Here is a 23,281-nt window from a genome sequence, read left to right on the forward strand (position 1 = left end):
AACAAACTACTCCAAAATCTCAGTAATAATACCTGAGCCAACAGTCCTTCCACCTTCTCTCACAGCAAACCTAAGCCCCTTATCTATCGCAACAGGCTTATCCAACGCTACCTCTATACTTAGATTATCTCCAGGCATAACCATTTCTACACCCGCAGGTAACGATATGCTTCCTGTTACATCCGTAGTTCTAACGTAGAACTGAGGTTGGTAATTAGCAAAGAATGGAGTATGCCTTCCTCCCTCTTCCTTCTTCAATACGTATACTTCCGCCTTGAACTTCTTATATGACTTCATTTGCCCAGGCGCACTGAGTACTTGACCTCTCTCTACGTCTTCCTTCTTTATACCTCTGAGAAGTATCCCAGCATTGTCACCAGCTTCACCAGCTTCCAATGCCTTATGGAACATTTCTACTCCAGTACAAACCGTACTTTGTAATTCACGCAGACCTACAATATCTATCTTGTCTCCGACTCTTACTACGCCTCTCTCTATTCTTCCTGTAACCACTGTTCCACGTCCAGGTATAGAGAACACGTCTTCTACAGACATCAAAAACGGCTTATCCTTCTCTCTCATTGGCAGCTCTATCTTTTCCAGAGCACCTACCAATTCCATTATCTTATCACTCCACGGACCATCAGCATCTTCTTCCAATGCCTTAACCGCAGACCCTCTTACAGCATCGATAGAATCACCATCATATCCATACTGACTCAATAACTCGCGTATTTCCATATCCACGAGCGATAACATTTCCTCATCTTCAACTACATCGCACTTGTTGATCCACACCACGATGTCTTTCACACCAACCTGCTTCGCCAACAATATATGCTCACGAGTTTGCGGCATCGCTCCGTCTGTCGCCGACACAACCAGTATCGCAACATCCATCTGCGCCGCTCCAGTAATCATGTTCTTAATGTAGTCAGCGTGCCCCGGACAGTCTACATGCGCATAGTGTCTACCTTCAGTCTCATACTCCACATGCGCTGTTGATATTGTTATTCCTCTTGCCTTTTCTTCTGGCGCCTTGTCTATCTCATCATACTTCACCACTTTGTTCGCGCCACTTAGCTTTCTAGCCAGAACAGTAGTTAACGCAGCTGTAAGCGTTGTCTTACCGTGATCCACGTGCCCTATTGTCCCTACGTTTATATGCGGCTTCCTTCCTTCTGTCATACTCTTACTACCAAACAACGAAATAACAACACTACACAACATCCTAAATCAACGAGCGGGTAATGGGAATCGAACCCACACAGGCAGCTTGGAAGGCTGCTACTCTACCATTGAGCTATACCCGCATAGCCGTGGAGGAGGTAGGATTCGAACCTACGTACACTGAAGTGGGCAGATTTACAGTCTGCTGCCTTTAACCACTCGGCCACCCCTCCTCCCTGAGACTCAGCCCAAAGCAACATCGTCTGTAATAGCATATAATTTAGAAAAGCAATACAAAAAACCACTCAAGTTTCCCGAGTTGCCTTAAAAAAATTTAGCCCTACAATACATCTGCATAAATTAGCAAAAATTACCGGCTTTACAACAATAAAAAACTATGAATCGCATTAAAGACAACAGATATCTATGGATTTATGGAAAACATGCTTGTCTTTCTGCCCTAAAAAATCCTAATAGGGTGTGCATTGAATTACTGATTACTCATAAGTTCATAGATAAAAATGATCCTGTGATTAAGTTAGCTAAAAATAGGAAGATAGGAATACGCGATGTAGAAATCGCAAAGATTGATTCTTTAGTGGGAAGTAAAGCCATACATCAAGGCATGTTGCTAAAAGTGCTCCCGCTATTTGGTCGCAACGCCAGCTCTTTAATTCGCATAGAAGATATAGTTGCACAGACAGAGGCTGCTCCTACCTCTACTATACTCGTTCTTGATGAAGTAACTGATGTACATAACGTAGGCGCAGTATTGCGGACAGCAGCTTGCTTTAATGTAGATGCTGTTGTGTTAACAGAGCATAATTCTCCTTCTGAAAGCTGTGGCATGGCAAAAGCTTCTAGTGGAGCCATAGACATCGTTCCCGTAGTTTGTATTGGCAATCTAGTAAAGACACTGGAATACCTAAAACAAAAAAATTACTGGTGTTACGGGTTTGATGCTTCAGGAGGGACATGCTTACATCAAGTAGAATTTAGTGAGCGAAGAGTGGTGATTTTAGGTGCAGAAGGCAAGGGAATGCGCCACCTTACTAAAAAACACTGCGATCACTTGGTTAAAATACCTATGTCAGAGAAGATGGAGAGTCTCAATGTCTCAAATGCAGCTGCAATAGCGATGTATTCTGTGTTTTTGGGAGACAAGAGATCTTAAATAGCCTTTGCTGGATCACTTACTCGCAGTCAGTAAAGTAAGTTGTCTTGCTTAATTCCTTTAATAATTAAGAATGTCTTACTCTGCTCTTCCAGGTGCTAATTTCCTAGGTGCAGCATAGTATAGATTTGCATGTTATTTGACATTGACACCTACTCTCACATTATGGATACCTTGTCATCAATTTGCTATTAACGAGCTTAAAGTAAATGGGAGCTACTTCGCTTGAGGGTAATTCTGTACCTCGTATAGTAATCGCCATAGATGGGCCTTCTTCCTCTGGAAAAGGAGCGATGGCCAGCGCAATAGCAGCTGAGCTGGGTTTTGTGCATATGGATACCGGTATGCTGTATAGAATCTTTGCTGCTGAGTTTGCAAAAAACTATATTCATTCCGCATCTGCTGAAAATTATGAAATATGCATTACTGCTGAGGATAGGTGTAAAATGCTTTCCCTGCTTGCGGAAAATAACAGTCAATACTCATCAGAAGCGGTAGGAAAAGCTGCGTCTATTATCTCAAGAAATGGCCAAGTGCGTGCTGCATTATTACCAATACAGCAGGAGTTTGTGCGGTCATCAAAACGTGGTGTTGTTTTGGACGGAAGAGATATCGCTACAATTGTGTGTCCTGATGCAGATGTAAAAATTTTCATTACAGCGTATGCATCAATAAGGGCACTGAGACGTTATAAACAGCTGCGTTTGCGTCATGGCACTAGGAAGGTCATGTATAAAAATGTGTTCTATAGTTTGTTAAATAGAGATATAAGGGATTCTTGCAGGAGTAAAGGGCCTTTAAGGCGCGTAAAAGAGGCTTATTATCTGAATAATTCACACATAAATAAGGAAATATCGCTGCACCAATTGATGAAAAAAATAAAAACATTCTTGTAAAACTACGCGAAGGGTATATCATTGCCTTTCGTTGTTTTTCGGGCTCTGTTTATGTCATCAGGTGTGGGTTTGCGGGGTAATTCCTCTGGTAGCATTAGTGTAGTGCAATCTAATAGGTTTGTAAGTCATGGTTTTGACGAGGTAGATCTTGATAAGACCGACTTAGCCGATGTGCTATCAGAACTTTTAGATGGAGGACCGAGGGAAGGCGAGATTATTGAAGGGACAGTAATCTGTAAGGACAGTGGGTATATCACTGTTGACGCGGGGTTGAAGTCTGAAGGTGTTGTTTCTCTCAGGGAGTTCGAGCTTGGCGAAGGCAAACAGGACATTGAAGTTGGCTCGAAAGTTAAGCTTTACTTGGAGAAGACTGAAGGAAAAAGTGGCAGCGTAGTTCTAAGCCGTGAGAAAGCTGTAAGGGATGAGTTGTGGCAAAAGCTTGAGCAGGCAGCTGCTGAGAATTTGGACATAGAAGGTGTCATCTTTGGGTCTATTAAGTGCGGTTTCACAGTAGACGTGGGCGGTGTTGTCGCTTTCTTGCCTGCGAGCCATGTTGGGCTGCGTCAAGTTAAGGATATCACTCCTTTGCTTGGTAAGAAGCAGAAGTTCCGCATTCTGAAGATGGATAAGAAACAAGGAAATGTTGTGGTGTCACGTAAGGCTGTGCTTGAGGAGTCACTTGCAGACGCTAAAGATTCTTTCCTGAGTACATTGGAAGAAGGCAGCATCGTAGAAGGTAAGGTGAAGAGCATTACTAAATACGGTGTATTCATCGAGATACATGAATCTCCAACAGTTGGTGTTGTTGATGGTTTGTTGCATATCACTGATATTTCTTGGAGTCGTGTAAGTCACCCATCAGCTGTATTTTCTTGTGGGCAGACTGTGAGAGCGAAAATTATCAGAATTGATAGGGAAAACAGAAAGATATCTCTGGGTGTGAAGCAGCTTGAGGAAAGTCCGTGGGCTAATGTAGAGGAAAGATATCCTGTAGGTAGCATTCACAAGGGTACTGTAACCAGTATTGAGGATTATGGTATTTTTGTTGAGTTGGAGACGGGTGTAGAAGGGTTGATACACGTTTCAGAAGTAAGTTGGGTAAGAAGTCACTTGCCTGTGAATCAATTGTTCATGAGAGGTGAAGAAATTGAGGTTAAGGTTCTTAGTATAGACGCGACCAAGAATCGTATGAGTCTTAGTATAAAGAGGTGTAAGGAGAATCCTTGGGAAGCGTTCATAGAAAAGCATCCAGTTGGCTCTATTGTGAATACTAAGGTGAAGAGTATAGGGAACCTCGGAATGTTTGTATCGCTCACTGATGACGATACAAATTCTGGAATAGAGGGTCTAATTCGCTCTACTGAGTTGAGTTGGAGTGGTTCTCCTGAAAGTGCTCTGAAGAGGTATAACATCGGGGATTGTCTGCAAGCTAAGATATTGATGGTAAGTGCGAATAGAAATAAGATCGATCTGGGTGTGAAACAAATAGAGCATGATCCTTTCTTAGGACTTTTGAGAAGGGTTGGTATAGGTGAGAGGATCCCTGTAACAGTTTCCAAGGTTTTGGAAGACGTTGGGGTGATGGTCGATGTATTTGATGGATCAGAGAGTTTTAACGTTCTAGTAGAACAAAAGCACATACCTGAAGGTAAGAAGTTTTTCCCTGGTGATAGGGTAGAAGCAGAAGTTTTAATGATAGGGTCATATAGTCTTGTTTTATCTCTAGAATAGGTTTCGTGTGTTCGATCACTTATTGAAGATTGAGGCTTTAGCTTCCAGGGTGTCAATGTGGCGTGCGCTTTTTTTTGTGGTCCTTGGTTTATTGGTAGTTTTTGCCTCACAAGTGGATTATTCAAGATTCTCTTTTGCTGATATTGCTGGAGGTGCTGGCGGTTACGTAGCGCGGATAGGGATAGAGGGTACGATAGGTCGGAATAAGGATCGCACTGCCCTACTAAGTAGGGTTGAGGATGACAGCTCGATAAAGGCCGTAGTACTGAGGATAGATAGTCCTGGGGGTACTGTGGGAGATAGTGAGGAACTGTATAGGCAGATCCGAGCTATAGCTGAAAAGAAGCCTGTAGTGGCGGTTATGGGAAATGTTGCAGCATCAGGTGGGTACATGACAGCCCTAGCTGCAGATCATGTTATAGCCAATAATGGCACTATTACGGGTTCTATAGGGGTGCTAACACAATATGTAGGTGTTGCACGAATTGCTGAGAGGCTAGGAATCACTTTGAAGACGATAAAGACTTCAGAACTGAAAGCGTCTATGTCACCTCTGGAGGAGATGAGTAAGAATTCTGAGGATGTGATGCACGAACTTATAAAGGATTTTCATCGCTTTTTTGTTAGCATGGTAGCGGAGAGAAGAGGGTTATCTGAAGAAGAGGCTTATAAGGTTGCAGATGGTAGGGTTTATACTGGTGCTCAAGCGCTACAGGTGAAATTGGTAGATGAGTTAGGTGGTGAGCGCGAAGCACTCGAGTGGTTGAAGTCTCATCATAATATTGACACGGAGAAGGTGGTAGTACGCGACTTGGAGTATCAGAGTCGGTTAAGTTTGATGGGTGGTTTGCGTATGTTGCTTGAGTCATTCAAGCAGCCGTTATACGCATTGCTTTTTGAATGAGAGCTGTATGACTTTGTTGAGATCTGATTTAATCAGGCGCATTGCAAGAAAGAATCCCACTCTTGGAGAGAGTGTGGTATCACAGATATTGAATGTGTTTTTTCAGTCTATTTTGCAGCACATGCATGATGATTCTAGGGTTGAGTTGCGGGGGTTTGGTTCCTTTGCATCGCGAAGTTATGTACTAAAAAGCGCAAATGTTGCTTTGGGTAAGGTGCAGTATAAGAGAATGTACTTTCGCCCAAGTGAGAAGTTAATCAAGGCTGTAAATCAGCCTGCACATCCTAAGAGTGGTTCCCATAGTTAGTATTTGAGTTAATGGCGGGTGTTTTACTCCGCTATGTTATCTCCTAGCTTATGTAAGGCTCGGAAAGGTGGCTGATTTAGGTAATATACATAGGTATCTTTCTGAAGTCAGGCGGGAGTATCTGCTTTCGCGCGCTGTAAGCATTTATTACCGGGTTTGGTTCATTGCAGATACGTTGAAAAACGCCCCATGCGCATGAGAAAAATTATACTCTATGTACCAGCGCACGCTCAAGAGACTTTACCTTGGTACTTTACGTTCAAGTGTGTTACCCCATATTTTCAGGAACAGTAACTTTCCACTGTTACAGGTATCACATGCTGCAACACATCAACCCCTACGAATATGATATTGGAAACAAAGCCTCATTTTTTCTTCTGCCAGGACCCTAAAACAAAGAGCAAGACGATTACTGGGTGAGTGGCTGTTTTGGAGAATATCGAAAGTGGTGATTTTTCAGGGTTAACTGCGTGGTTAAGTCCCCGTTCCCTTTTTTCAGCATTCTTCCTCGTTATAGCATCTGAATATCAAGCACTTAGCTCATACACTTGTGCAGATCTCGCGTCTAAATCTTTAGAAGTCGATGCTCTAGCAGTTTCTCTAGTTACAGCTTTACTAGTAGTGGTCTTTCTGATTAGCACAGGTTTTACAGCCACATCTGTAGAATTTACCGCTTCTTGAAGGCGCTCCTTTTGAGAATATTTTATAGCTGTAAGCTCTACTTTCCTAGAGCTTACAGCAAGATTCGTAGTGCCCTGAGCATATTGCCCTTCTGTAATCTGCTCTCTTAGAACACCTTCACCTCCTGCAGAATCTGCATACTTTTTCTCTAGCTCACACAACCGGGGCGATGCTTCTAATCCAGCGCTGCTGTGCAGTATTCTACTCAGCTAACTGAGATGGCAAGTGCCACTAGGCTATTATCTATTGAATGCAATTCAGAATGCTGCTTCAGGTCATCCTGGTATGCCCTTAGGTATGGCTGATGTAGCTGCTGTATTGTTTTCTAAATTTTTGAGATTCAGTGTACAAAACCCAAACTGGATTAATAGAGATAGGCTGGTTATGTCCAATGGACATGGTTCCATGCTTATTTACTCCATACTCCATTTATTAGGGTACATCAGCATAGATGATATAAAGAAATTCAGGCAGTTGCATTCCATAACTCCTGGTCATCCCGAATATGAGTGTACACCTGGTATAGAAGCTACTACTGGTCCTTTGGGTCAGGGATTGGGTTGTGCTGTTGGAATGGCTATTGCTGAACGGATGCTTGCGCAGAGATTTGGCGGTGATCTAATTGATCATTACACTTACGTCATGGCCGGGGATGGGTGGGATGCTTCTTTTTGATTATCTAGGGATAGGTTCACTGGACTTGTGTTAGAGACGCGTGTTGGTTGAAAAAACAGGTGTTTTTTAAAATAGTTTGCATGTTACGGTGATCTATAATAACCTCTGTGACGGGTTCTTGTTGGGCATTTCTTTGGAAATGGGAGAGATAGAGGAGTACTCTGAAAGCCTGCGACGTTCGTTTGATAAACTTAGCGGGGCTCTTGCTGCTAGATTTGAGATTAGTAGCCAGAATTCTACTAACTCACAGCTGTCTGAGCTTTTGAGTAAGGTTGACGAATTGTCTGCGCGTAATGCCGAGCTTGAACAAGAGTTGCTAAACCTGAAAGCAACGTGCGACGAATGGAAAGTTACTTGTAGTGAGTTGATAGCAAAGCTTGATGCTTCTATAGAGGTAATTAGGCCTATCTTAGAACTAGAGAAAAATTAGAATGCAACAAGTTGTTGATGTTGTGCTTCGTGGAAGTACTTACAAGATTGCCTGCCGGGAGGGTGAAAGTGCTAGATTGCTGGAGCTCGCTGGGCGTCTAAGCCGGAGAATAAATGCTGCTGTACCTGGTTCAGAGAAGAGTAAGGCATCTGACACTCTACTACTCTTATTGGTGGGGCTGCAGTTAGAGGATAAGATAGAAGATCTTGAGTCTCAGGTGCTTTCTATGTCCGAGGAGCTTTCTGTATACAAAGCTCGCTGTGAACATGAATCGGAGGTTAGAAACTCGCTGAAGGAACTTCTGCGTTATAGTATTACCAAAACTAATGAACTTGCAGATAGTGTAAGCATCTTAAATAATAAGGAGTAGAAACTGCTACAATGGCTTGGCGTAGTGTTTCTCTAACATGAAAGTTATGGAAAGTGCTTTCTTATATCGCTTACTGCAGCCACACGTTTCAAATGCCACTTCAAAATTATGTCCCAAAAAACTTAATGAGTTTCGCAAGTGGGAAAGAAGCTTTACACGCCGATTTCACGGTATATCTTAAGGGTTTTTTAAAGAAAAATTTTGCGCATACGCTTCATTTGTGTCAACATGCCTTGGTGGTGGGTGTGAATTTTTTGGTATTCTTAAGGGAAGTTTACTGCTGCATTTGCGTGTTTTTAGTCGTGGCAGGGTTTATTCATTCGTGTAGTCTGCTCTCTCTAGCTTTACTGGATGTTTAGTGTTCAGTTCTACACAAGTTCAGATTTTTTAGTGTGTGTGTTGTTTGGTAAGGAGGAAGGAAGTGTCTCAGGGTTGTTGTGATAACGAGAAACCTAGTGTCCTATCGCGTGTGAGGCAGTCTATGCTGTGCGGCGTGTATGGATCGCTTATTTTCTCAGTGTCTGCCATGTCGTATGTGCAGGCGTCCATTTTCATGAATGCTTGCGGTAAATACTACTTACCAAAGCGTGCGTATGATTTGCATATGAGAGATCGCGCTGCAGCTAAGCGAAATATGATGCTAGGAATAATTCCAGCAATTGAAATGTTTATTATAATGCCAGCAATGTTCTATGCATTGCACTGTGTACTTAACGTGCCTTGGATTTATTGCCTTATAGCATGCTGGGTCACTATGTTCGCGATTTGTATGGCTGTGAGGTTAGCTGGTATCGTTAAGAACTGTCCAGATTTTCGAAAGCCAATTTATTCTCGAGGCTATCCTTTCGCGATGATGAAGGATGAATCTGGCAACTTGCATGATGGGGATAATGATTTTGAGCGCTCAACTGAACCAGCTATGCATATACCAAAGCTTACTGCATATCTACTGGGGTTCGCGTTTTTAGGATTTCGGCTCTTAAGCGCTATTGCTTATGTTCTACTCTGCTGCTTGGAGCTTATCTGTATACCTTTTACTTTCACTGTAGAGTTTTTTAAAAAGTTAAGCAGCCTAGTGAAAGGTGGTAGCGTTTCTGCAGGGTATATTAGAGAAAGTTATGATGCGGGGCTTATCGGTTTAAGCGAGCGGCTAGAGCGTGCTAGCGTTCTAATCAGAGCAGCTGGGCATGATTTGCTCTGGGTTCTGACTTTTGGCATCTCGGGAGCGACTCGCCTAAAAGATGCAACACTTTTCTGGGATTCCGGCTGGGAGGATTTGGAACCAGAGGTACAGCATTACCGTGAAATGAGTGAGCACAAGGATGGCAAAGATGGACGTGGGGGTGGTAGCTGTTGTCACAAGAGGGCAAAGAAAGAAGGGGCTGCGTCTGAAGCTACTGGTGTATCCCCGTCACAGCATACTGGAGAAGAAGGGAATTTGCAGAAGATGTCTAAACTTGGGCTGTCTCATAGCCTGGGTGCTAGATGGTTTGATCCTGATGATGCGTCGCCGAGTGTATGGGAAGATGTAGTTGTGTCCCAGAGCATGGGTCCACGGTGCCATAGCTCCGGTGCCTACTGACGTTAGATATGAAAGAAGGGGAGATATATAGTTCTCCCCCGTTATTTTGTACGAGCATGGTAGAGAAAGGGAGCTGTGTACTGGGCTCTTTTTCCCGAGCTGGCGCTGTGGATAGATGATGCGCACAGCATCTACGGGTTTTTCCTCACAACACAGGCAAATATAGTATTGGGTCTACCTGAGTTCTAGCGTAGTTTATAGTTGTAGTTTTATGCTTTTATTCTAAATGTCTGCAACACATATACTGAGGCCATTGAAATAAAAATGGACAAATGTAATTGTGTTTTCAGGCGCACTGCTTCTTTTTAAAAGGTGATATTGCTGGCATTAAGCGAGCGCTGTAGCATACAATAATTATGCTCATGTGTAAGGTGTCACCTGATGTCTAGAAAAATTGCTGTTGTTTTGTTTAATCTTGGTGGTCCTGCTTCCTTGCGAGAGGTAGAATCTTTTCTATTTAACATGTTCAATGATAGTCATATTGTTAGCGCGCCAAGGCCTTTCAGGTACTTTTTAGCAAAGGCAATTTCCAAGCTAAGAGCGCGATCTTCTCGCGAGATTTACACGCTAATGGGTGGCAAGTCTATTGTAGAGCAGGAAACTGCAAAACAAGCTATCGCGTTAGAAGAACTATTGAATAAAAATGCTGAGACTGGATGCTCATATAAAGTGTTTACCTGCATGCGCTACTCCGCACCAAACGCACTTACGGTGTTAGGTGACATTGATGAATATAAACCATGCAAAGTAGTTCTATTACCTATGTATCCGCAATATTCATCAGCTACCACACAATCGTCCATAGAAGATTGGTTTAGTACATCTCACAAAGCGGGATACAGTTTTTGGACTGATATTATTTGGGATTATCATAGTGATGAGCATTTCATTGCGGCACATTGTAAACTAATATCAGAGGCCTATGAAAAGGCACTAGCTTTGAATGCACGAGCAAGGATTCTTTTCTCAGCACACAGTTTACCAGTATCATTTATTGAAAAGGGTGATCCTTACCAACAGCAACTGCGGCAAACCGTGCTGTCTATATTGCAAAACATGGGTTTACAGTCTATAGATAACACTCTTTGTTATCAGAGTAAACTTGGACCAGTGCGCTGGTTAGAGCCCAGCACAAAGTCTGAACTTCTCAGAGCCTGCAATGATAATGTATCTGTAGTTCTTGTCCCTATAGCATTCGTTTCTGAAAACTCTGAAACGCTTGTTGAACTTGATATAGAATACAAAGCCTTGGTGGGAGAAAAGAAGTTCATTAGAGTCCCTACTCTGGGAACAGATCCAAAATTTATAGAGTGTTTGTGCAATCTCGTATTAGCTAAACAGTAAGGCTCTATTTTTGATGGGGCTTATGTCTTTTAACTGGATTTATGAGTTACCATGCTGCAGACCCCATTTCTGATAATCTTGACATCGCGCGTTTTATATCGACAGCTGGCACACCAGCATATAGCTCACTGACCTGACATGCTAAAGCACAAAATAAGCGACTTTTATGCTCATACAGCTCATCTACTAGCACAATAAATCTGTGCATTTCATTTTGCGAATAGTAATCAAATACAGGAATGCCTTCTATAAAAATGTAAGAATAGCTCTGCGCTATTTTCTTATAATCAGAAGCCCACAAAGGATTTTTGCTTCCACACAGCTCGTCAAAACTGAACCATATCACGTCTTTACTAGCTTCTCCAAGGTATATACTTCTGTTGTTCCCCAAAACAAAAACCGCTTTTTCAGTTTTTTGGCAGTTAATAAAATTGAGAAAATGATCTCGCAATTGCTGGTCCGCTCCAGCGCCAACATAAAACTTACATCGACTCGCTGAACACTTCTCAACGCGATAGTCTTTTTCCCCTGATAATACAATAACCTCCATATTCTCTTCTATTAGGTCTATAGCAGGGATAAAAAGCTCTTTTTGCACTCCGTCTTCATATAACTTTCGTGGATGATAATTGGAGGTCATCAGTATAATCAACTTGCGAGAAAATAAAACTTTGAAAACTCGATGAAGCATCACTGCTTCGCATATATCTCGCACTTGCATTTCGTCCAGATATAGTAGCGATACATCGCCTATCAACTCATCCATGGAAGAGACGAGATGATCCGTGTTTTGCAAACTATCTAGTCTTGCCTTATGTAGCAGGTCGTGCAACTGCTTCATCAGCGTGTTGAAATGTAGCTTTTTTTTCCGTTCTATACCACAGTGATCATAAAACACGCTTGCCAACAGCGATTTGCCTCTTCCTACATCACCGTACAGGTACACTCCCTTTTTTTTAGGGAGTGCAGCACGCTTTTGCCAAAATTTCCACCATTTATGCGAGCCATTTGTATACTTCACTAACTCTCTTAGAAGAGCCATTTGGCAACTATCAAATACTATCTCCTTCCTAGCAACCATATCCTCGTATATTGCGTATATGTCATTTGATTTAGAACCGTTCATCTAGACGAGCTAACTTCATGGAAAAAGACATATACAAATATAACAAAGATATATCTGTGACTAGAAATGAAAAAAGATCACCCAATAATTATGCCATTGATAATAGTACCGAACAGAACCCTTAAAGTAGAAATGCCAGCTATGGGCACGTCAAACATGTTGTTAGTAATGAGATCTGCCGATAGAAAACATGCACCCCATCAACATCACCTACCTCATGGATATAAATACTGCATGAACTATGCACGTTTTTGCATAGAGCTTGATAGTAGCATATGCATCTTACGCTTTACATACATAGGATGATAACCAGCAAGATGGCATACTGTTGTGAAATCATTGTGCATATCACTTACCCAATTATAAGCTTTTGACTTTTCTATATTATTTTCCGTTCTTTTATAGTTGGAAGTAATATCTATCATAGCTTGTAGGATAACCGCCCCCCATAACGAGCTATACCGCGTCTGCTCGCTATGAGTCTCACCACACTCAGCATTAGAAGAACGGTCAGTGGAAAATCCGTCATATTTACCGCTATAGTGGTATAAGCCTAATAAATCATAATTCATTATGATACCTTTCCCGATGAAAAACCGACCGATTCAAAACTTAGGTATGTAAAAACGCAAGTAACGTATCAGATATGCTGTTGTTTTTACATGAATAATGTAGGCATTCCCCCTATGGTTGCCCTTTTTACACATATCTATAGTATAATTTTGATTATATTGGATATTTCCTATAAAGCTGATCAAAAATTGTATTTGAAACTGCACGTTGTGTATAACAACTCATTTAAGCAATAAGGTTGTCTAAAAACACATCGGTTCCATGACGTCACACACCAACACTTGCCCAATATTGCTGGCAGCAATTGGCACACCGACGGCTGCACAGTGTTACCTGTAGATAGGGGCACATAAAACGCAACTATAATTGCTCTTTTTTGAACATGATACCCGACGTATCATTCACACTACTTGGATATTCATTCTACATTTATTACAGGTTGCGTATCACTATCCGACACTAACGCGACAAGTAAGTTACTAACAAACTTGATCTTCTGCTCATCTGATAAACTTATTTGGTGCTTCTGTTCCAGATGGAGCAATACAGAATCCACCATTCCCACTGCATTCTTTACTATGTGTCCTCTAGCCTCTGAGATGGCACGGGCTTGTTGTCTACGCAACATAACCTGTGCAATTTCCGAAGCGTAAGCCAAATGTGATATACGAGCATCCTCTATGGCTATGCCCACTATACCCATTCTATTCTGCAGCATCACCTTGAGTTCTCGAGAAATCTCAGGAAAATTTTGTCGGAGCGATATCCCGCTACTTGAATCGTACGGATAGCTACCTGCCAGTTCTCTGAGAGCCGTCTCCCCTTGAATAGATATAAAACCTTGATAATTTTCTATATTGAAGCACACCTTCTCAGGCGATATTACTCTCCAAACAACTGCTGCTGCGATCTCGATAGGATTGCCCTCTGCATCGTTAACTTTCATCACCGAAGTATTCGTGCTTTCTACCTTGAGGGAAATATTCCTTCTTGAAGCATATGGAATGGAAAACAGCAACCCTGTCTTCGACGTAGTCCCTATATACTCCCCGAAAAACTCTACAACCTTAGCATCATTGGGACCATTGGTAAAAAAGCAACTCGGCATTACCGTCACTAGTAATAGAACCCATAAACCAGAGAGTAGTATTGCGAGGTAGGAAAAGTCACTATTCCAGCAGTATATACCCAATACAACGGTCAACAACACCATAAGCACTGTAGCTTTGTAACCGCACAAACAAAACAATTTCTTGCTAACTATATTGCGCACAGATCCAGTTCCACGTTCAGCGTCCATTGGGTACATACCTGGTTATTGAATAGCTTATCGAAAACGTATACTATGTTGACTAATTCCCTACCAAAACAAAAATTACTTATTAGAAGATGTGTACAGCTCCACATCGTCTGTTGTTTCACCCTTTTCTGCTTCTAAGTTAATCCCACGCTGCATTTCAGAAATTAGGTTTATCATTTCCATATTTCCACTCGAAACTGCAATATGTAATGGGGTCTCCCCATTCTTGTCCGTGACATTGTAATCCGAACCCTCCCATAAGAGATATCTCACTGCATCTACAGCATCATGCTTCACTGCATAAAGCAGCAGATTATCCTTTTCAATTGTGCGTAGTTCTTCCAGCAAGAATGCCTTACTTTTGCCATAGGACGTAATCTCATGCAGAATCGCACGTAACCCTGTAACATCATTAGCACCTGCACAACTAAAAGCATTTTGGTATAGATCCATCACGCTCTGGTAACTAGGCATATGAGAGTTCTCCAGATCTTGGCCTGTAGACTCAGTTAAGGGATTCGCCGGACGTCTAATCTTCCATCTCTTATAGTTTTGAGTGTCCTCCCTCTGCTCTTCCAAAACTACTTTTTTCTCTGGTTCTGCATCGGTTGCACCGCTTAACGATCCATCTCCAGGATCCGTGCTTACTTTAGCTGCATCTTCTTCTGCACCACTATCAACACCGTCTTCTTCCCCCTTATCAGAGCTTTCTTGATCATCTTCATTCTCTATGTGCGACTTAGAGGAAACAGTACTAGCGAAATTGACATATTTCGACAAATTTACAGGAATCATACTTACACTGTATCCATATTCTCCTGCTATATCATAAAATAGCGTACCACCTGTACGTGCAATACCTGCAGAGACAACACGTACTCCATCTTCTTTATGCATGAGATAATCGGCATTATGGTGCGCTGCAACACTACTCTGACCGTGTAGCACAGCACTCATTATAAATGTAAAAAAAACACTCCTCACAGATAACATATTACGCTACTCTCAATTTAGACGAATCCTACTGTTCTACGCACAAAATGTAATTTATTAATTAACTAAGAAACAAAAGCAATGCATACCGGAAACCTATCCCCAAGTGCTCAGCATAAACTCGCAACTGATCCAACGCAAGAATTCGTGTGGATTAGTGCATCGGCAGGTACAGGAAAAACACGAATGCTAGTGCATAGAGTAATAAGATTACTTATGGCAGGACATGAAAACATATTATGCCTAACGTTTACTAATGCTGCTGCATATGAAATTAAGGAGAGAATCTTCGCGATGACAGAAGGTTGGATGCTTCTCCCGGAAAATGAACTAATAGACGTATTGAGAGAAACTTGTTACCAAAATGCCGACGATATACTCATAAATAGAGCACGTAACCTATTCTTTCGCATACCAAATATACTTAAAGTGCAAACTGTACACGGATTTTGCAAGTCTCTTATATCTTCTTTTCCTTCAGAAGCAGGCATATCAGCTAATTTTGAGGTCAGGGAGCTATCAGAATCGTACCCAAAGATTTTCTACAAGCTGCTTCATGAAAGTGACTACATAGCAGAGCACTTAAAAGAAGTAGCATGTGAGCTCAAGGAAAGTACACTATTTGATCTTCTGTATAAAATCATGAAAAAACCTCATATAGATCTAGAAGTACCACAACCTACAGATCTACACGTAAAACCAGATCATTTATTATGCCCAGAAGAAATAATCGATGCCCTAAACTGTGGAGGACTCAGAGATAAAAAAATCTCTACTAAGCTGCGTTCATGGAACAACTTAGTCCACAAAACACATAAAAAAATCGAAGAATACCTAAAAACTTTCATCTGTATTGCATCTCTAGAAAAAAAAGACATATCTAGCATTGCAAGCAAACAAGTCCTGCAACAGTGCCCAACGGTTGGTGGAGCAATCGTCAACGAACAGGAAAAGCTTTTAGAATTCGCAGAACAATACTACAGCGCAAGAATATCGAAACGCACGTTTCATATAATGCAACTAGTGCGCCATGGCATTCGTATATACGAATACGATAAAAAAAATGCAAAATACCTCAACTATGATGACATAATAAATCTATCCCTAAAGCTTATTTCTGACCCTACTCACAAAGATTTTGTCCTGTTTTCTCTCGATAGCCAAATTAATCACATACTAGTTGATGAATCACAAGACAATAGCCTAGAACAATGGCATATAGTCGCAGAACTCTGCAATGAGTTCTTTACTGGGTTAAGCAGCAATACGAACCAACGCACCCTTTTTGTAGTGGGCGACGTAAAACAGTCTATATATGGGTTTCAGAATGCTCGACCAGACTATTTCCACTTCATGCACAAGTACTTCGCTCAAAAGAGCACAAACCCTGTAACTATACAATTGAGCGATTCATTCCGATCTACCCCACCAATCCTCGCCCTGGTAGATAAAGTATTCAATACACTCCGTGAACAGGTGTCATTTCAATCTCAGGAAATCGTACACAATACATATCGCGCTAATGAATACGGATACGTTGAAATATGGCCACTATTGCGCTCCACTCGTCGTAAAAAACCTTATGCCTGGGATTTAGAAAGCATAAAAGAATGTGGTGAAAATGCCGATCATTCCTTGTTACTTGCACAAACCATATCACAAACTATATCTTCTTGGATCAAAGAAGAAAGAAAATTACAAGCAAAAAATCGCCCCGTAGAAGCAAGTGACATACTAATACTTGTACGCCACAGAAGCGTATTCGTCGATCAAATGATTGCAAGCCTAAAACAGGAAAATATCCCTGTTACAGGTAGAGACCGCTGCAACATAATGGATTACGTTGTCATCCAAGACCTGGTAAATTTAGGTGAATTCTTACTACTTCCAGAAAATGATATATCTCTCGCAACGTTGCTGAAATCCCCAATATTTCGGTATACAGACTCCATGTTGTTTGAAATAGTAAGCAGCAGCTCTGAGAAATGTTCTCTTTGGAACAAACTACAGAAGTTTACAACAATGCAAGAGACGGTAAAATATCTGAAACTGCTTATATCAATATCCCAGAACCGCAGCCCATTAGATTTGTATTTTTTCATACTCTCACAACACAAAGAGCAATTTATCAAATGTCTTGGACAAACATCTGTTGAGATCATTGAAGAATTTATAAACCTTCTTATAGCATTTCAGTCAAATAACCTAAATCTGCTCGAGTACTTTATCCAATGGATAAAAAGCACTAACCCCGTAACTAAAAGCGACATGAGTATCGCAAAAAATTTAGTACGAATAATGACAGTACATAGCGCGAAGGGTATGCAAGCTCCTATAGTGTTTTTACCAGATACAACTTCAGTGCCTAAGTGTGATCTACAGGTTGTATTTGATGATAAAAACACGCCATTATGGTGCGCTAGCGATACAAATTCTTATTGTAAAAACCTGAAGCTCCGCAAAAGCCAGGAGGAATATAACGAATACCTAAGGCTTTTATACGTGGCTATGACTCGTGCAGAAGACGAACTTTACATAGCAGGCATAGGCACAGCAAATAGTAGATCCTGGTACGATATTATCACGAACTCCAGCGTAGAAATACTCCACAAGAAGAATACTTGTCTATCCCCCATGTTTCCTGAGCCAATAGACGTTTTATACCTAGAGCACTAATCTACAGACAGTGTGCTATGGCTTAGCTCTCTACTTAAAACTCACTATTTCATGCGGATGATGCAGTGACCGGACAGCTTTCTATTCTCTAAATCGCTGTGGGCCTTTTCTATATCTTGAAACGAGTATACCCTTCCAACATCAACTTTTATATGCCCTCTTCTTACCACTTCAAAAACTTCCATAGCAGTAAGAGCTAATTCAAGTCTAGAACGCTTATAATGCTGAAGCTGTGGCGCTGCAACAAACCACGATCTAGTCCCCAACGTGGACATGTTTATGTTCCTTATAGGACCGGAAATCTGCCCATACGATATGTATAAACCAAAAAACCCTAGAACGCTAAAAGATAAGTGACATACTTCCCTTCCTATGGGATCATATACCACATTCACACCCTTTCCTTTCGTTATAGATAGAATCTCTTTCGCTACACCAGGATCACTGCGGTTAACTACATATGAACAGCCTGCATCTCTGGCAATATTCACACCGTACCCATCAGAGCCCACAACACCTATGACCTCACATCCTTTATGTCTAGCCCATTGGCATATAATATTGCCTACACCACCTGAAACCCCATAAACTAGAGCGAATGTTCCAGGCCGCACATCATATACTCTATGCGTCAAATAGTGCGCGGTCATAGCTTTGAAGATACATGCGGCTGCTACTTCGTCATTAACTACGTCTGATATTTTGAACAAATATTTTTGGTCTATAATTCTTTCTTCTGAATATGAACCTCCACTAGCGGTGCAGTATCCGACTCTATCACCAATATTCAAAGCCTCAACATCCGGCCCAACCTTCTTGACTACTCCTACAGCTTGCACACCTGGAGTATATGGTAGAGATTTAACTTTCCTTATTCCCGCTCTACATTCTACATCAAACCTACTAAGACCTATGGCGGTATGCTCAACAAGAACCTCTCCTCTACCTGGCTCACCTATCTCTACATCAACAAACTGCATCACTTCAGGGCCACCTGTTTTTTCAATAACCACAGTTCTTGTCATAAGCTCTACCTCATTCACTGAGCACCATGTTACACACAACTGTTAACAAAAAGCAAAACCCCCAGCATCACAAATACACCAAGTCCACAGGTTTACTAAGTAATCAGAACCCTCTTGGCGCTGCTAATCTCCAATAGGTACATCATCAGTACTAGTAGCCTTCTTGCCTCTGTTGGTCTCCTGAGTGCCCGCTATTTTACGAGATTTACTATTCCCATAGCGCCGTTTCTTTGCTACACCAGCACTCTTACCGTCAGCGTTATGATCTGATATTACAACGCGTGAAGAATCTGATACTTGATCAGGCGTTGCCTGCTTCCCATATGTACGTCGCCTCCTTTCTCTCAGCGGGTTAGACGCATTACTTGCACCATATCGCCGTACCCTGATTTTTGCAGCACCAACTACTCTACTATCTGTTACTTTTTCCTTCTCTACAGTACCTTCCTGCTCCGCATGCGTATTTGTAACGGCACTATCACTTTCCGTAACAGCCACCCTATTAACTGGTTCATGCTTGGAAACTGTCGCCGCTGAATTAGCATCACTTTTAACAACTGCCGTACCAGATTCCTGCTTAGGTGCCGCTGCCGGCAATGGTGGCTTAGTTACCTGATTATTCGGTGCAGTAGACTGCTGAGAAGTTGCCGCACTGCTGCCTGTAGGCACTTGCCTAGGCACAGCGCTAGACGCCGTTCCTACGCTCTGACTACTCTGCGCAGAAACTGTCGCCGCCTCGGTATTCTGACCTTCCGTAACAGCCACCCTATTAACTGGTTCCTGCTTGGAGACTGTCGCCGCTGGATTGGCATCACTTTTAACAACTGCTGGACCAGATTCCTGTTTAGGTGCCGCTGGCGGTAATGGTGGCTTAGTAACCTGATTATTCGGTGCAGTAGACTGCTGTGAAATTGCCGCACTACTAACTACAGGCACTTGCCTAGGCACAGCGCTAGACGCCGCTCCTACGCCCTGATTACTCTGCACAGAAACTGCTGCTGCGGTATTCTTACCTTCCGCAACAGCCACCCTATTCACTGGTTCCTGCTTGGGAACACCAGCTGCTGTAGTGCCATCACTTTTAACAACTGCCGTACCAGATTCCTGCTTAGGTGATGATGTCGGCAACGGGGACTTAGTAACCTGATTATTCGGTGCAGTAGACTGCTGAGAAGTTGCCACACTACTGCCTGTAGGCACTTGCCTAGGCACAGCACTAGACGCCGCTCCTACGCCCTGATTACTCTGCACAGAAACTGTCGCTGCTGCGGTATTCTTACCTTCCGTAACAGCCACCCTATTCACTGGTTCCTGCTTGGAAACTGTCGCCGCTGGATTAGCATCACTTTTAACAATTGCCGGACCAGATTCCTGCTTAGGTGCTGCTGGCGGTAATGGGGGCTTAGTTACCTGATTACTCGGTGCAGTAGGAGGTCTAGCAGAAAACTTACTTAGAATCTCGTCTTTGCTTCCCATGGCACTCAACATACCATCGTCCATCACAACTACCTGGTCAACAGCATTTAATAACTGTACCTTGTGCGTCACCACAAAGGTGGTAATTCCTCGCTGCTTTGCATAGCGTAGTGCTTGCATCAAATTAGCTTCAGCCTTCCCATCTAGGTTTGCATTCGGTTCATCTAATACCAAAAGTTTCACGTCTCCATAAAACGCCCGCGCCAGACCTAGCATTTGTTTTTGCCCACCAGACAATACCACTCCCCCACTGCCTATGATGGTATCGTAACCATTTGGCAATTGCAGAATCATCTCATGTATACCAGCAATCATAGCTGCTTTTATGACTTTCTCCGGATCTGCATCAGGCATCATCCTAGCAATGTTAGTCTTTATGGATGCGTTAAAGAGCTCCACATCCTGGGGAAGATAACCAACATGACGTCCAAAGTCTTCCCTGTTCCAGGTGTATACGTCTGCTCCATCCAACCTCACAACACCGGATATTGGCTTCCATACCCCTACAAGTAACTTCACCAGTGTAGACTTACCCGAAGCACTCACGCCTATTATTCCGACACTGCTTCCAGGCTCTACTACAAAAGAAACACCCTTAATGGTGGGCTTCATGCCTCCGTAAGGAGTAAAAAATACCCTCTCTAAAGATATGGCACCTCTTGGTGCTGGAAGAGACATAGCCTGATCCCTTTGCGGGGCAGCTAATAACAAAGTTTGTAGTCTACGATACGATATTCTTGCAGATTGCAGCATCTTCCATGTGTTAATTGATGCTTCAAAAGGAGCAAGCGCCCTTCCCATAAGAATAGATGAAGCAATAATACCCCCTGCCGTCTTGTGTCCGTGTATGGCTAACCACGCACCTACACCAATAACCGCTATCTGCAATACAGAACGAGTAAACCGTGTCACCCCCAGAATAGCGTTTGACCGCCCCTGAGCCTTAACCTGCAATGATCTGTTTTGATCATTCCTCTTAGACCACTCAGTCACTATATGCTTAATCATGCCCATAGCTTCCACAACTTCTGCGTTGCGACTTGCTACATCAATGTAACCTATGTTACGAACATTTTCCTCAGTGGATTCTTGCATCACCCTTTTTGTTGCCATCTCATTCCAAACCGCCATCAGAACCAGCAAAACTATCCCTACCACTGCTATACACCCGGTAACAGGGTGTATCATGAATATTGCGACTAGATATACAAAAGCCCATGGCATATCAAAGAGCGAGAATATACCAACTCCCGTGATAAAACCCTTGACCGTACCTAGATCTCTAATAACATCACCGCTGGTAGAGGACCCCTTCATTGACGTCAAACTAATGGCACGCACTATAAGATCAGGAGTGGTCTCCCTATCTATCCAATCCGCAACCTTTGCCATAGTGAGAGAGCGACAAACATCTAATAATGCTGAGCATGCAAGCGCAGAAATAGTAACAATACTAAGCATTGCAAGTGTTGATGCACTTCCACTAGAAAGCACCCGATCCAAAACTTGGGATGTATATAATGGAAGGAATAGTGCGAGAATATTGATCGCAGAGCTAAACCAAAAGACGAACCAAAATACACTCTTACATTTCTCCAATGTTTGATAAAGTACACTTTTTTTAAGCTCCTTCATCGCGGCAAAGCCGAATTTCACATCTTCCACATATACCCCTAAAAATACTACGGCACTACGCTCCAGAGCGAGCCAGCCATTAAAGGTGGATATTACTATAAAAATTCACTTAGCATAAGGTAAATCGGTGTTGTACATTGGGTAGACATGGAGTAGAATGATTCAAAATGCGGCGCTCTTATGTTGTCTATAGTAATAATATTGTCGCTTCTTACCGTTATTTCATTAGTGGCGGGTGTAGTACTGGCTTCTACAGGTAGCAGTTTCTATGAAAAATACAAAAACAAGCTCATGCTGATAAGGGTTGTGTTACACGCCATTACGGTAGTTTCAGCTGTTTTTTTGATTAGGTAATGTTTTGCAACACTCTGCTGTCACCACAAAAATTGTTGGTATATTGAATGTAACCCCAAATTCGTTCTCCGACGGGGGTAAGTTTTTGGAAGCTAATGCTGCAATTAGACACGCTACAGATCTAATAGAGCATGGTGCAGATGTGATTGATGTAGGTGCGGAGTCCACAGCACCTGGCGTATCTCCCATAACACAGGAAGAAGAATGGAGCAGGCTGAAGGAGGTTTTACCTGAAATCATACGCATTGCTCATAATGCACATGTAGAAGTCAGCATAGATACAAGAAATGCTAAGACCGCTGAGCTAGCTCTGAAACTGGGTGTAGATTACATAAATGATCAGGGAGGTCTTCTGGATCCTGATATGCCGGCAATCGCGGCAGCAAGTTCTGCCAAAATCATTATTATGCACCACTTTGGGCTGCCCGTATCCCAAGACAGAAGCTATGTTGGGCAACCTGAACAGTTACTAAATGAAATAATAGAATGGCTGTGCTCGAGAGTTGATACTCTCATTGCGCAGGGTGTAGTTCGTGAACGCATAATTTTAGATCCGGGTCTCGGCTTTGGTAAGTTGCCTGAATACTCGTGGTACATTGCTAAAAACATAGGGAAACTAAAAAAACTTGGCTTTCCAGTCTGCGTGGGGCATTCACGCAAATCTATGTTTTCTTTGATACCCGTTGAACTATCAGAAAGAGATGTTCCAACGGCCATGCTGTCCACGTTTCTTGCACAACAACAGGTAGACTTCCTGCGTGTCCATGACGTGAAATTAACTGGAATATCTATCAAAATAGCAAACTTGCTTGTGTAATTTCTACCTACGGCAGTTCTCTTCATTAATACCTGTTGAGTT

Annotated in this window: 20 protein-coding genes, 2 tRNA genes and 1 pseudogene; 13 read left to right on the top strand and 10 right to left on the bottom strand. The window is 42.3% G+C overall.

Going from position 1 to position 23,281, the window contains the following annotated elements; translation table 11 throughout:
* Positions 1-6: 6 nt before the first annotated feature.
* The 3 genes from tuf to APHWEB_RS00910 form a co-directional block, all read right to left on the bottom strand.
* Positions 7-1,188: an elongation factor Tu gene (gene tuf / locus APHWEB_RS00900; protein ID WP_011450413.1), complete on the bottom strand. Its 1,182-nt coding sequence runs from the start codon at positions 1,186-1,188 to the stop codon at positions 7-9.
* Positions 1,189-1,242: 54 nt separating this feature from the next.
* A tRNA-Gly gene (locus tag APHWEB_RS00905) sits at positions 1,243-1,313 on the bottom strand.
* Between the two features lie 7 nt (positions 1,314-1,320).
* Positions 1,321-1,403: transfer RNA gene (locus APHWEB_RS00910), tRNA-Tyr, on the bottom strand.
* 164 nt (positions 1,404-1,567) lie between these two features.
* Here APHWEB_RS00910 and rlmB point away from each other — a divergent pair.
* The 5 genes from rlmB to APHWEB_RS00935 all read left to right on the top strand — a co-directional run bounded on the left by rlmB (position 1,568) and on the right by APHWEB_RS00935 (position 6,182).
* Complete coding sequence (gene rlmB, locus APHWEB_RS00915; RefSeq protein WP_011450412.1) at positions 1,568-2,344, top strand: 23S rRNA (guanosine(2251)-2'-O)-methyltransferase RlmB; 777 nt, start codon at positions 1,568-1,570, stop codon at positions 2,342-2,344.
* A 209-nt stretch (positions 2,345-2,553) separates the two neighbouring features.
* On the top strand, positions 2,554-3,240 hold the full coding sequence (gene cmk, locus APHWEB_RS00920; RefSeq protein WP_020849245.1) for a (d)CMP kinase: 687 nt from the start codon (positions 2,554-2,556) through the stop codon (positions 3,238-3,240).
* 51 nt (positions 3,241-3,291) lie between these two features.
* Entirely contained in the window at positions 3,292-4,971 is a 1,680-nt protein-coding gene (locus APHWEB_RS00925; RefSeq protein ID WP_020848819.1) for a 30S ribosomal protein S1, read from the top strand.
* A 7-nt stretch (positions 4,972-4,978) separates the two neighbouring features.
* A complete protein-coding gene (gene sppA / locus APHWEB_RS00930; RefSeq protein WP_020849244.1) occupies positions 4,979-5,875 on the top strand; it encodes a signal peptide peptidase SppA in 897 nt (298 codons plus the stop codon).
* A 7-nt stretch (positions 5,876-5,882) separates the two neighbouring features.
* Complete coding sequence (locus APHWEB_RS00935; protein WP_020848818.1) at positions 5,883-6,182, top strand: HU family DNA-binding protein; 300 nt, start codon at positions 5,883-5,885, stop codon at positions 6,180-6,182.
* A gap of 527 nt (positions 6,183-6,709) precedes the next feature.
* Here the strand turns inward: APHWEB_RS00935 and APHWEB_RS00940 are convergent.
* Positions 6,710-7,024: a hypothetical protein gene (locus APHWEB_RS00940; protein WP_011450406.1), complete on the bottom strand. Its 315-nt coding sequence runs from the start codon at positions 7,022-7,024 to the stop codon at positions 6,710-6,712.
* A 57-nt stretch (positions 7,025-7,081) separates the two neighbouring features.
* Between APHWEB_RS00940 and APHWEB_RS00945 the strand changes: the two are divergent.
* The 5 genes and pseudogenes from APHWEB_RS00945 to hemH all read left to right on the top strand — a co-directional run.
* A pseudogene (locus tag APHWEB_RS00945) lies at positions 7,082-7,520 on the top strand (transketolase); the annotation flags it as partial.
* A gap of 139 nt (positions 7,521-7,659) precedes the next feature.
* Complete coding sequence (locus tag APHWEB_RS00950; protein ID WP_133121387.1) at positions 7,660-7,968, top strand: DUF4164 family protein; 309 nt, start codon at positions 7,660-7,662, stop codon at positions 7,966-7,968.
* Position 7,969: 1 nt separating this feature from the next.
* Positions 7,970-8,338, top strand: coding sequence for a cell division protein ZapA (zapA, locus tag APHWEB_RS00955; protein ID WP_011450404.1), 369 nt, complete (start codon positions 7,970-7,972; stop codon positions 8,336-8,338).
* A gap of 421 nt (positions 8,339-8,759) precedes the next feature.
* Positions 8,760-9,920 carry a hypothetical protein gene (locus APHWEB_RS00960; protein ID WP_020849241.1) on the top strand — a complete coding sequence of 387 codons (1,161 nt, stop codon included), beginning with the start codon at positions 8,760-8,762 and terminating at the stop codon, positions 9,918-9,920.
* A 381-nt stretch (positions 9,921-10,301) separates the two neighbouring features.
* A complete protein-coding gene (gene hemH / locus APHWEB_RS00965) occupies positions 10,302-11,264 on the top strand; it encodes a ferrochelatase (protein WP_020849240.1) in 963 nt (320 codons plus the stop codon).
* A 46-nt stretch (positions 11,265-11,310) separates the two neighbouring features.
* On the opposite strand, the gene zapE is transcribed toward hemH, so the two are convergent.
* The 4 genes from zapE to APHWEB_RS05760 form a co-directional block, all read right to left on the bottom strand.
* Complete coding sequence (gene zapE, locus APHWEB_RS00970; protein ID WP_020848815.1) at positions 11,311-12,390, bottom strand: cell division protein ZapE; 1,080 nt, start codon at positions 12,388-12,390, stop codon at positions 11,311-11,313.
* A 239-nt stretch (positions 12,391-12,629) separates the two neighbouring features.
* On the bottom strand, positions 12,630-12,962 hold the full coding sequence (locus tag APHWEB_RS00975) for a hypothetical protein (protein WP_011450399.1): 333 nt from the start codon (positions 12,960-12,962) through the stop codon (positions 12,630-12,632).
* A gap of 419 nt (positions 12,963-13,381) precedes the next feature.
* A complete protein-coding gene (locus APHWEB_RS00980; RefSeq protein WP_101631113.1) occupies positions 13,382-14,176 on the bottom strand; it encodes an SPFH domain-containing protein in 795 nt (264 codons plus the stop codon).
* 162 nt (positions 14,177-14,338) lie between these two features.
* The gene (locus tag APHWEB_RS05760) at positions 14,339-15,256 is read right to left on the bottom strand and encodes an ankyrin repeat domain-containing protein (RefSeq protein WP_020848813.1); all 918 of its coding nucleotides are present in this window, start codon (positions 15,254-15,256) and stop codon (positions 14,339-14,341) included.
* 81 nt (positions 15,257-15,337) lie between these two features.
* Between APHWEB_RS05760 and APHWEB_RS00990 the strand changes: the two genes are divergently transcribed.
* Positions 15,338-17,932: a UvrD-helicase domain-containing protein gene (locus APHWEB_RS00990; RefSeq protein ID WP_020849238.1), complete on the top strand. Its 2,595-nt coding sequence runs from the start codon at positions 15,338-15,340 to the stop codon at positions 17,930-17,932.
* Between the two features lie 44 nt (positions 17,933-17,976).
* Here APHWEB_RS00990 and APHWEB_RS00995 read toward each other — a convergent pair whose 3' ends face one another.
* Together APHWEB_RS00995 and APHWEB_RS05900 are read right to left on the bottom strand one after the other, a co-directional pair.
* The gene (locus APHWEB_RS00995) at positions 17,977-18,957 is read right to left on the bottom strand and encodes a quinone oxidoreductase family protein (RefSeq protein ID WP_044104186.1); all 981 of its coding nucleotides are present in this window, start codon (positions 18,955-18,957) and stop codon (positions 17,977-17,979) included.
* A gap of 123 nt (positions 18,958-19,080) precedes the next feature.
* The gene (locus tag APHWEB_RS05900) at positions 19,081-22,068 is read right to left on the bottom strand and encodes a type I secretion system permease/ATPase (RefSeq protein ID WP_011450394.1); all 2,988 of its coding nucleotides are present in this window, start codon (positions 22,066-22,068) and stop codon (positions 19,081-19,083) included.
* Between the two features lie 180 nt (positions 22,069-22,248).
* Between APHWEB_RS05900 and APHWEB_RS06205 the strand changes: the two genes are divergently transcribed.
* Together APHWEB_RS06205 and folP are read left to right on the top strand one after the other, a co-directional pair.
* Entirely contained in the window at positions 22,249-22,422 is a 174-nt protein-coding gene (locus APHWEB_RS06205) for a hypothetical protein (protein WP_011450393.1), read from the top strand.
* Positions 22,423-22,426: 4 nt separating this feature from the next.
* The gene (folP, locus tag APHWEB_RS01005) at positions 22,427-23,239 is read left to right on the top strand and encodes a dihydropteroate synthase (protein WP_011450392.1); all 813 of its coding nucleotides are present in this window, start codon (positions 22,427-22,429) and stop codon (positions 23,237-23,239) included.
* Positions 23,240-23,281 lie beyond the last annotated feature (42 nt).

This window comes from Anaplasma phagocytophilum str. Webster (genome assembly GCF_000964685.1).
Classification (GTDB): domain Bacteria; phylum Pseudomonadota; class Alphaproteobacteria; order Rickettsiales; family Anaplasmataceae; genus Anaplasma; species Anaplasma phagocytophilum.

Coding starts and splice junctions, on each gene's coding strand:
- tuf (WP_011450413.1), bottom strand. CDS start 1,188: ATGACAGAAGGAAGGAAGCCGCATATAAACGTAGGGACAATAGGGCAC.
- rlmB (WP_011450412.1), top strand. CDS start 1,568: ATGAATCGCATTAAAGACAACAGATATCTATGGATTTATGGAAAACAT.
- cmk (WP_020849245.1), top strand. CDS start 2,554: ATGGGAGCTACTTCGCTTGAGGGTAATTCTGTACCTCGTATAGTAATC.
- APHWEB_RS00925 (WP_020848819.1), top strand. CDS start 3,292: ATGTCATCAGGTGTGGGTTTGCGGGGTAATTCCTCTGGTAGCATTAGT.
- APHWEB_RS00935 (WP_020848818.1), top strand. CDS start 5,883: ATGACTTTGTTGAGATCTGATTTAATCAGGCGCATTGCAAGAAAGAAT.
- zapA (WP_011450404.1), top strand. CDS start 7,970: ATGCAACAAGTTGTTGATGTTGTGCTTCGTGGAAGTACTTACAAGATT.
- hemH (WP_020849240.1), top strand. CDS start 10,302: ATGTCTAGAAAAATTGCTGTTGTTTTGTTTAATCTTGGTGGTCCTGCT.
- zapE (WP_020848815.1), bottom strand. CDS start 12,390: ATGAACGGTTCTAAATCAAATGACATATACGCAATATACGAGGATATG.
- APHWEB_RS00975 (WP_011450399.1), bottom strand. CDS start 12,962: ATGAATTATGATTTATTAGGCTTATACCACTATAGCGGTAAATATGAC.
- APHWEB_RS00980 (WP_101631113.1), bottom strand. CDS start 14,176: ATGGTGTTGTTGACCGTTGTATTGGGTATATACTGCTGGAATAGTGAC.
- APHWEB_RS05760 (WP_020848813.1), bottom strand. CDS start 15,256: ATGTTATCTGTGAGGAGTGTTTTTTTTACATTTATAATGAGTGCTGTG.
- APHWEB_RS00990 (WP_020849238.1), top strand. CDS start 15,338: ATGCATACCGGAAACCTATCCCCAAGTGCTCAGCATAAACTCGCAACT.
- APHWEB_RS00995 (WP_044104186.1), bottom strand. CDS start 18,957: ATGACAAGAACTGTGGTTATTGAAAAAACAGGTGGCCCTGAAGTGATG.
- APHWEB_RS05900 (WP_011450394.1), bottom strand. CDS start 22,068: ATGAAGGAGCTTAAAAAAAGTGTACTTTATCAAACATTGGAGAAATGT.
- APHWEB_RS06205 (WP_011450393.1), top strand. CDS start 22,249: ATGTTGTCTATAGTAATAATATTGTCGCTTCTTACCGTTATTTCATTA.